The sequence below is a fragment of the Streptomyces sp. NPDC093546 genome (assembly GCF_044765045.1).
Taxonomy (GTDB): domain Bacteria; phylum Actinomycetota; class Actinomycetes; order Streptomycetales; family Streptomycetaceae; genus Streptomyces.
The window spans coordinates 267,365-273,765 of sequence record NZ_JBIWJG010000010.1; the positions used below are offsets into that span (position 1 = coordinate 267,365).

Here is a 6,401-nt window from a genome sequence, read left to right on the forward strand (position 1 = left end):
GTGCCGCTGTGCCCGTGCCGCTGTCGGGGTGCTGCTGGTGCCGGTGGGAGTGGTCCGAGCCCCCTGCGGTCTCGCGACGCTGACGCTGCGCGCCGTCGCCCATCTGCGGCCGCTCCACCTCTTGGGCGCTGTCCCGGCGCTGCCCAGTACCGTGCCCGGGCCGCTAGTGCCGGCCTGGGTGGTCGTTGTCGTGGCCTGGTCGGCTCTGTCCGTGCTGCTTACCGGTTGCTGTCCCGGCCTTCCGCGGTTCCGCCGCCGGCGCGCTGGTCGGCGGACCTCGGCCGTTCGAGGGGGGGGCGGAACACACGTTGTCCTTGCCGCCGAACACACCGCCGGTGAACGACTCCCAGAGCTGCGCCGCAGCCGCTCGGCGTCGTCCTGGAGCGCCAGGGTGAGCGCGGTGCGGAGGGCGGCGAGGTCGGCGCGGCGTACCGCGGCGGCCCCGGTCACTTCACGGGCGGTCGAGTGAGCTCCCTCCCCTTTCGAAGTCGCCGAAAGTGAAGCTAAGTTGGGGGCGTCTTCTCTCGTAGGCAGTGCTGCTGTGGTCGTGAGGCCCCGATGGGGGTGGGCCCGCTACCCAAGCAGGCCCCAGTCCCACGAGGAGGAGATATGGCCGACAAGCCGTCGTCCATGCGGGCAAAAGTCAGGCGTGAACTCGCCCTGCGAGTAGCTGCCGGACTGGGCGTACGTGCCCTGTGGGCGGTGATCGTGGAGCTGTTCCGCCACCATCTTTGAGGAGCGCGATAGCCGGTCCTGAGGGCAGTGCGCCCGGCGGGGTGGGGCCCCCATCACTTCCGCCGGGCGCGTGCCCTTCCCCCAGCACTCATCCCTCCCGCGCGGCCTGCAACGCCTCGTACAGCGCCACAAGTTCGGCGGCGCGCCGTGCCCGTCGGCCTTTCTCCAGCTCGACGGGCGTCTGGCGTTCGGTCCAGTCGAGCAGACGACGTACGGCTCGCCCCCCGGATCGCGTCCGGCCGGTGGGCTCTCCCTCGCACCACGGGCACGGCTCGGCGAGCACGGTGGTGCGTTCGTCCCTGCCGTCCGCATCGGGCGTGAGCTCCTGCACGACGGCGACGACCCGGAGGCGGCATGTAGCGCCGTACGCGTCGCCTGTGACGGGGAGTCGGCGCGCGGGCATTCTGGGGCGGCATGGACTTCCAGCCGGTTGAGCGGGGCTCGGGGGGCGTTCCAGCAGTCACTGACCTGCCGGCGGACGTTCGGGGAGATCGCCACGCCGGTGTCCGCCATCGAGCTTGCACGGGGAGGTACGACAACGCATCGCCTGCCCCTGGCCGAGTGGCGGCCGGAGCCGGTGATCCTGCGGGTCGCGCCACCAGAGGCTGGCCGGTTCCGCAGTGAGCAGCACCTGATGCGGGACGAGTACGGATCCCGAGTGGCTTCGCTGTCCTTGGCCGCCGCGGAGTCCTGGCGCGGACACCAGGAAACGAGTGACCCACCGGTGGCTTGCGGTGCTTCGGCACCGCGGTCTTCTCCGATCGGCGTGACACGCTCGTGGTCTTGCCGAGGTGCCCGTACGCCGTCGACCTCGGCACGCCGAGTATGCCGCGCCTGTGCTGGTTTGTCTTCTTCGGCTGGTCGTAGAGCCGTTGGGCGAGTGTGGCCTGGCCCGCGGTGGGCTTCGGGGCAGCGCCTGCCGGCTCGGACGCGCGCCGTGAGTGAGGACGTGGCACGCCGAGCCCTCCTGCGGAGTGATGTGCCTCACAGGCTGTCACAGGGATCAGTCGCGCGGTGTCTTGAGGCCGAACCCCTGGAGACAGAAGGAGACAGCATCACCGAGAAGATCGAGGCGGTCGGGCAACGGATACGCAGGTGCCGGTTCCCGTCAGCACTCGGGGTGCCGTTCCAGTCCATCTCGTCAGGGGGCAAGCGACCCGATTGGAGCAGCTCATGAAGCACCACATCGTCGTCCTCGGCGCCGGTTACGCCGGGGCCTACGTGGCCGGGACCCTGGCCCGCCGGCTCTCCCCGGCGGACGCCGAGATCACCGTGGTCAACGCCGAGCCGGACTTCGTCCAGCGGCTGCGTCTGCACCAGCTCGCGGCCGGCCAGGAGATCGAGGCCCCACGGCTCGCCGACGTTTTCGCGGGCACGGGGATACGGCTGCGTCTGGCCTGTGTCACCGCCGTCGACCCCGAACGGCAGGTCGTCGCCGTGGCCGACGCAGACGGCAGCAGCGAGCTGGGCTACGACACGCTTGTCTACGCGCTCGGGAGCCACGTCGCCGACCACGGCGTCCCCGGCGTGGCCGAGCACGCCTTCGACGTCGCCGGCCGGCCTGGCGCGCTGTGCCTGCGTGAGCGCCTGGACAGCCTGGACGCGCGGGGCGAAGGCGGGAAGGTGCTGGTCGTCGGTGACGGGCTGACAGGAATCGAGACCGCCACCGAGATCGCTGAATCCCGGCCCGGCCTGTCGGTGACCCTGATCGCCCGCGGCGAGCTGGGCGCCCCGCTCTCCGCCGGAGCCCGCGGCCACCTGCGCCGGGCCTGCGATCGGCTGGGCATCACCGTCCTGGAGGACACCTGCGTCGAAGCCGTCGAAGCGACGCGGGTGCTGTGCGCCGATGGCACCGCCCTGGCCTGCGACGCGACCGTGTGGACGGCCGGGTTCGCAGCCGGCCCCATCGCCGCCCGAGGCGGGCTTGAAGTCACCGGCAACGGGCGGATCGTCGTCGATCGCACCATGCGGTCGGTCTCGCACCCGAACGTCTACGCCGCCGGCGACAGCGCCTACGCCATCGGCGACAACGGCCGGCCGCTGCCGATGTCCTGCGCTTCGGCCGGCTACACCGGCCGGCAGGCCACGGACGCGATCGTGGGGCGCCTGACCGGCGGCAGGATCGCGAACACCAAGCTGGAGTACCTCGGCAACCACATCAGCCTCGGGCGTCGGGACGGGATCTTGCAGATGGTCGATCACCAAGCGCAGGCGAAGCCGACGTACGTGGGCGGCTGGAAGGCCGCGCGGATCAAGGCGGGCATCGTGAAGATGTCGCTGTGGGGTACCTCGCACCCGACCTTCGGCCTGCCCAAGCGCAAGCGCCGCCTGGCCGCCGCGCCGGATCCGTCCCTCGCGAAGACGGTCCGGCCCGTGGAAAACGGAGAAGCCGTCCATGGCTGAGAACACCGGTGTCGTCGTGTGCACCCGCCCCAGGGGCGACCGCGGGTAACCGCCGGGCAGGCCAAGCACGGCGGCGGGCCGAAGGCCGTCCACTGCGGGGCGGGCGGCCTGACCAAGCATTCGAGGGAGAGGGAACCGAGAGATGACCGACCACACCACCGACCTGGCGACCGAAGCGTTCGTCGCCCACCGCAACCTGCTGTTCACCGTCGCCTACGAAATGCTCGGATCGGCGGTCGACGCCGAGGACGTCCTGCAGGAGACGTGGCTGCGCTGGGTCAGGGCCGACCTGGCAGGGGTGAGTGACCAGCGGGCGTACCTCGTGCGCATCACCACCCGGCAGGCGCTCAACCGGCTGCGCACCATGAAGCGCCGCCGCGAGGCGTACGTCGGCCAGTGGCTGCCCGAACCGCTGATCACCACGCCGGACGTGGCCGAGGACATCGAACTCGCCGAGAGCATGTCGATGGCGATGATGCTCGTCCTGGAAAGCCTTTCCCCCACCGAGCGGGCGGTGTTCGTCCTGCGCGAGGTCTTCGAGGTCGGCTACGACGAGATCGCCGAGGCCGTCGGCAAGAGCCCCGATGCCGTCCGTCAGATCGCACACCGCGCCCGCCGGCACGTCGGCGCTCGCCGCCCCCGCACAACGGCCTCTTCGAAGGAGACCCGGGCGGCCCTGGAGTCGTTCCAGCGCGCGATCGAGACCGGGAACCCGCAAGACCTCCTCGACGTACTCGCCCCCGACGTCGTTCTGCTCAGCGACGGCGGCGGCCTCAAGAGGGCCGCACTGCACCCGATCGTCGGCGCCGAGAAGATCGTCCGCTTCTACCTCGGCGGCTCCGCCAAGATCGAGACCGCCATCACCTGGGAGCCCACCGAGGTCAACGGCAGCCCCGCACTCGCCGTACACGTGGGCGGCGAGCTCGACGGCGTCATGGCCGTCCGAGTCGAGGACGCCCGCATCACCGGCCTCTACTTCGTCCGCAACCCCGAGAAGCTGACCCACGTCACCTCCGCAACCCCCCTCACCCTGCGCTGACCACAACGGCTCCGACCGCACCCGCCCATTGCCGCACGCCACAAGAGGGGCACCACACCATGACCAGACGCACAACGACCGCCCACGGCGGCCTCACGGCCGCACCAGGCGGCCTCACCTTCCTCAAGACCGCGACAGCCCTGCAGACCTTGACCCTCTTCTTCCAGGCGGTCACCGCCGGCATGCTGCTGACCTCGCCCCACGGCTACCTGATGCACGACGTCGGATCGAAGGTGATGTACGCGGCCGCCATGCTGTACGTGCTCGCCGCGATCCTGGCCTGGCGCCCGGGCGGCGCATCACCCCGCCCCATTCTGTACGCCACCGGCTTCCTGCTCCTCGCCTTGGCGCAGGTCGCGCTGGGCATAGCCCACCTGCCCTCGTTCCATGTCCCCCTGGGCGCGGTGATGTTCGCCCTCAGCACGCTGGCCCTGGTCCAGGCACTGTCCCCCCGACTGCTGCCGCGCTCCACCGCCAGGTCGTAACCGCCGAACGCCAACGGCTGTGGGGTCGGCTGGGGGTGATCTTGACGGTGAACCCGACCGCCACCAGGGCCGTCCGGGCCGTCTCGGCAACGGTCGGCCAGGCCCGGGACGGGGGACCCCGGACCCTCATCACCGGCGTCACCCTGCCCCGGCGAGCGAGCCGCCATGCCCAACCATGCCCAAAGCCCGGCGCCACCGGTCTCACGATGACCAGTCCAGACCAATATCAGAAAGGCAGGACACCTCATGTCCCTTCAATCCCTTCGATCCGTGTTTGCTGTGACCGCCACCGTCCTGATCGGCGGATTCGCGTGCGCCGACCCGGCCGCCGCGGACCCCTCGGTCCAGCCGGTCGCCGCAAGCGTCTACACCGTGAGCGTCGGCCGGGTCGGGGCCGCGCTGTCGGCGCTCGCCGGCCTCCTCGGGGCGGTGGGCGGCGGCCTGGCCCTGGCCCGCCCCGACAGGCAGGGACACCTCGGCACCTGGGCACGGCGCAACGGAGCTGTCACGGCTCTCACGGCGGGTCTGGTCGCCCTGGCCGTCGGCGGGACGGTCGCGGCCACCGCCGACGGCGGCCTCGGCACCGGCAACGGGCTCGGCGGCGCCTACTTCGCCATGCTCCTGGGCCTGATCGCCGTCACCCTCGGCTGGCTGGCCCGCTCCCGCTCCCGCCAAACCCTCTGACCTCCTCGCGCATCGTCGACATACCGCTGGCCGCCACCGTCGATGCCGCGCACATCACCGTCATCGGCCAGCTCGATGGGCTTTCGCGGACAAGCAGCACAAGCCCCGGGACTTCGACCACGTCAGACCCGCACACCACCTCACGCGGGACAAGGACACCTTCTTCGAGCAGGACGACGACACCCTCGACCGCATCGAGGCAGTCCCCAGGAAACTCACCCGAACCAGCCGGACAGGCACGAGACCCCAGGCGCGACCATGACAGCCCAGGCTCGTGCGTGTCCGGCCGGCTCAACGCCTGCCGGCCCGTGCGCGCCCGCCTCTACGCCCACTCCACGCCCAGCTCCCGCAGCGCGCCGAGCTGTTCGGCGGTCAGCCCAGATGCCCGCCTGCTCCTGCTGCTGAAGCCACTTGCCGAGGTCATCGCCGTCCATCAGCACGCCGGGTGCATATCGGGCAAGTGACCGTCGGCTTCGACCAAGTCCGCCAGGACAGCCAGCCCTGGGAGGAGGCCTATGAATCTGAGGAGCGTCGCTCGTACGTGCCGGCAGCCTTCCGGCAGGACACCACCTGACCCGACGGGCAGAAGGAGAGCGTACGACCCGACCATGTTGCCGCGCCGGGCGCGTGACAGGAGCGGCTCACCGCCACCCCTTGAGCTGGCCCATCACGGCGCCCGGCGCAATGCGGCACGGTCCCTGCGCGTGAAAGAGGCGGAGACGGGGGCGTCCGCGACGGTGTGCCGATGTCCGCCGTACGCACGCCAGAGCCGGCCGGGGAACGCACCGCTCGGCCCCGCCGCCGCCGCCGAATCGCAGGAGCCCCCAGCGTCGTCCGCTGAGCCAGCCACCTCGTACAAAACGCTGCGCGCATCAGCAGGCCGCGACGCTGAGCAATCATCACCGTGGTGGGGCCGGGCGAGACGGGGGGACACAAAACAAAGGGGGGGGTGGTGCCCGGCCCCAGACCACCACCCCCACCCCCGCCCCCCCCCCCCACCACGGACTCGAAGCCCCAACTTGGAACCCCAATCAGCTACCCCCCCTCCCCGAACA

At 71.1% G+C, this 6,401-nt stretch carries 6 protein-coding genes; 5 read left to right on the forward strand and 1 reads right to left on the reverse strand.

Going from position 1 to position 6,401, the window contains the following annotated elements; translation table 11 throughout:
- Window positions 1-609: 609 nt before the first annotated feature.
- A complete protein-coding gene (locus ACIRNI_RS22890) occupies window positions 610-735 on the forward strand; it encodes a hypothetical protein (RefSeq protein ID WP_403553749.1) in 126 nt (41 codons plus the stop codon).
- A gap of 88 nt (window positions 736-823) precedes the next feature.
- Here ACIRNI_RS22890 and ACIRNI_RS22895 read toward each other — a convergent pair whose 3' ends face one another.
- Complete coding sequence (locus ACIRNI_RS22895) at window positions 824-1,138, reverse strand: hypothetical protein (protein ID WP_403553752.1); 315 nt, start codon at window positions 1,136-1,138, stop codon at window positions 824-826.
- A gap of 770 nt (window positions 1,139-1,908) precedes the next feature.
- On the opposite strand from ACIRNI_RS22895, the gene ACIRNI_RS22900 reads away from it, so the two are divergent.
- The 4 genes from ACIRNI_RS22900 to ACIRNI_RS22915 all read left to right on the forward strand — a co-directional run bounded on the left by ACIRNI_RS22900 (window position 1,909) and on the right by ACIRNI_RS22915 (window position 5,346).
- On the forward strand, window positions 1,909-3,138 hold the full coding sequence (locus ACIRNI_RS22900) for an NAD(P)/FAD-dependent oxidoreductase (protein ID WP_403553757.1): 1,230 nt from the start codon (window positions 1,909-1,911) through the stop codon (window positions 3,136-3,138).
- Window positions 3,139-3,280: 142 nt separating this feature from the next.
- A complete protein-coding gene (locus ACIRNI_RS22905) occupies window positions 3,281-4,177 on the forward strand; it encodes an RNA polymerase sigma-70 factor (RefSeq protein WP_403553759.1) in 897 nt (298 codons plus the stop codon).
- A gap of 59 nt (window positions 4,178-4,236) precedes the next feature.
- Window positions 4,237-4,662, forward strand: coding sequence for a hypothetical protein (locus tag ACIRNI_RS22910; RefSeq protein WP_403553761.1), 426 nt, complete (start codon window positions 4,237-4,239; stop codon window positions 4,660-4,662).
- Between the two features lie 279 nt (window positions 4,663-4,941).
- Window positions 4,942-5,346, forward strand: a complete 405-nt coding sequence (locus tag ACIRNI_RS22915) for a DUF6223 family protein (protein ID WP_403553763.1) — start codon at window positions 4,942-4,944, stop codon at window positions 5,344-5,346.
- Window positions 5,347-6,401: the final 1,055 nt, after the last annotated feature.

Coding starts and splice junctions, on each gene's coding strand:
- ACIRNI_RS22890 (WP_403553749.1), top strand. CDS start 610: ATGGCCGACAAGCCGTCGTCCATGCGGGCAAAAGTCAGGCGTGAACTC.
- ACIRNI_RS22900 (WP_403553757.1), top strand. CDS start 1,909: ATGAAGCACCACATCGTCGTCCTCGGCGCCGGTTACGCCGGGGCCTAC.
- ACIRNI_RS22910 (WP_403553761.1), top strand. CDS start 4,237: ATGACCAGACGCACAACGACCGCCCACGGCGGCCTCACGGCCGCACCA.
- ACIRNI_RS22895 (WP_403553752.1), bottom strand. CDS start 1,138: ATGCCCGCGCGCCGACTCCCCGTCACAGGCGACGCGTACGGCGCTACA.
- ACIRNI_RS22905 (WP_403553759.1), top strand. CDS start 3,281: ATGACCGACCACACCACCGACCTGGCGACCGAAGCGTTCGTCGCCCAC.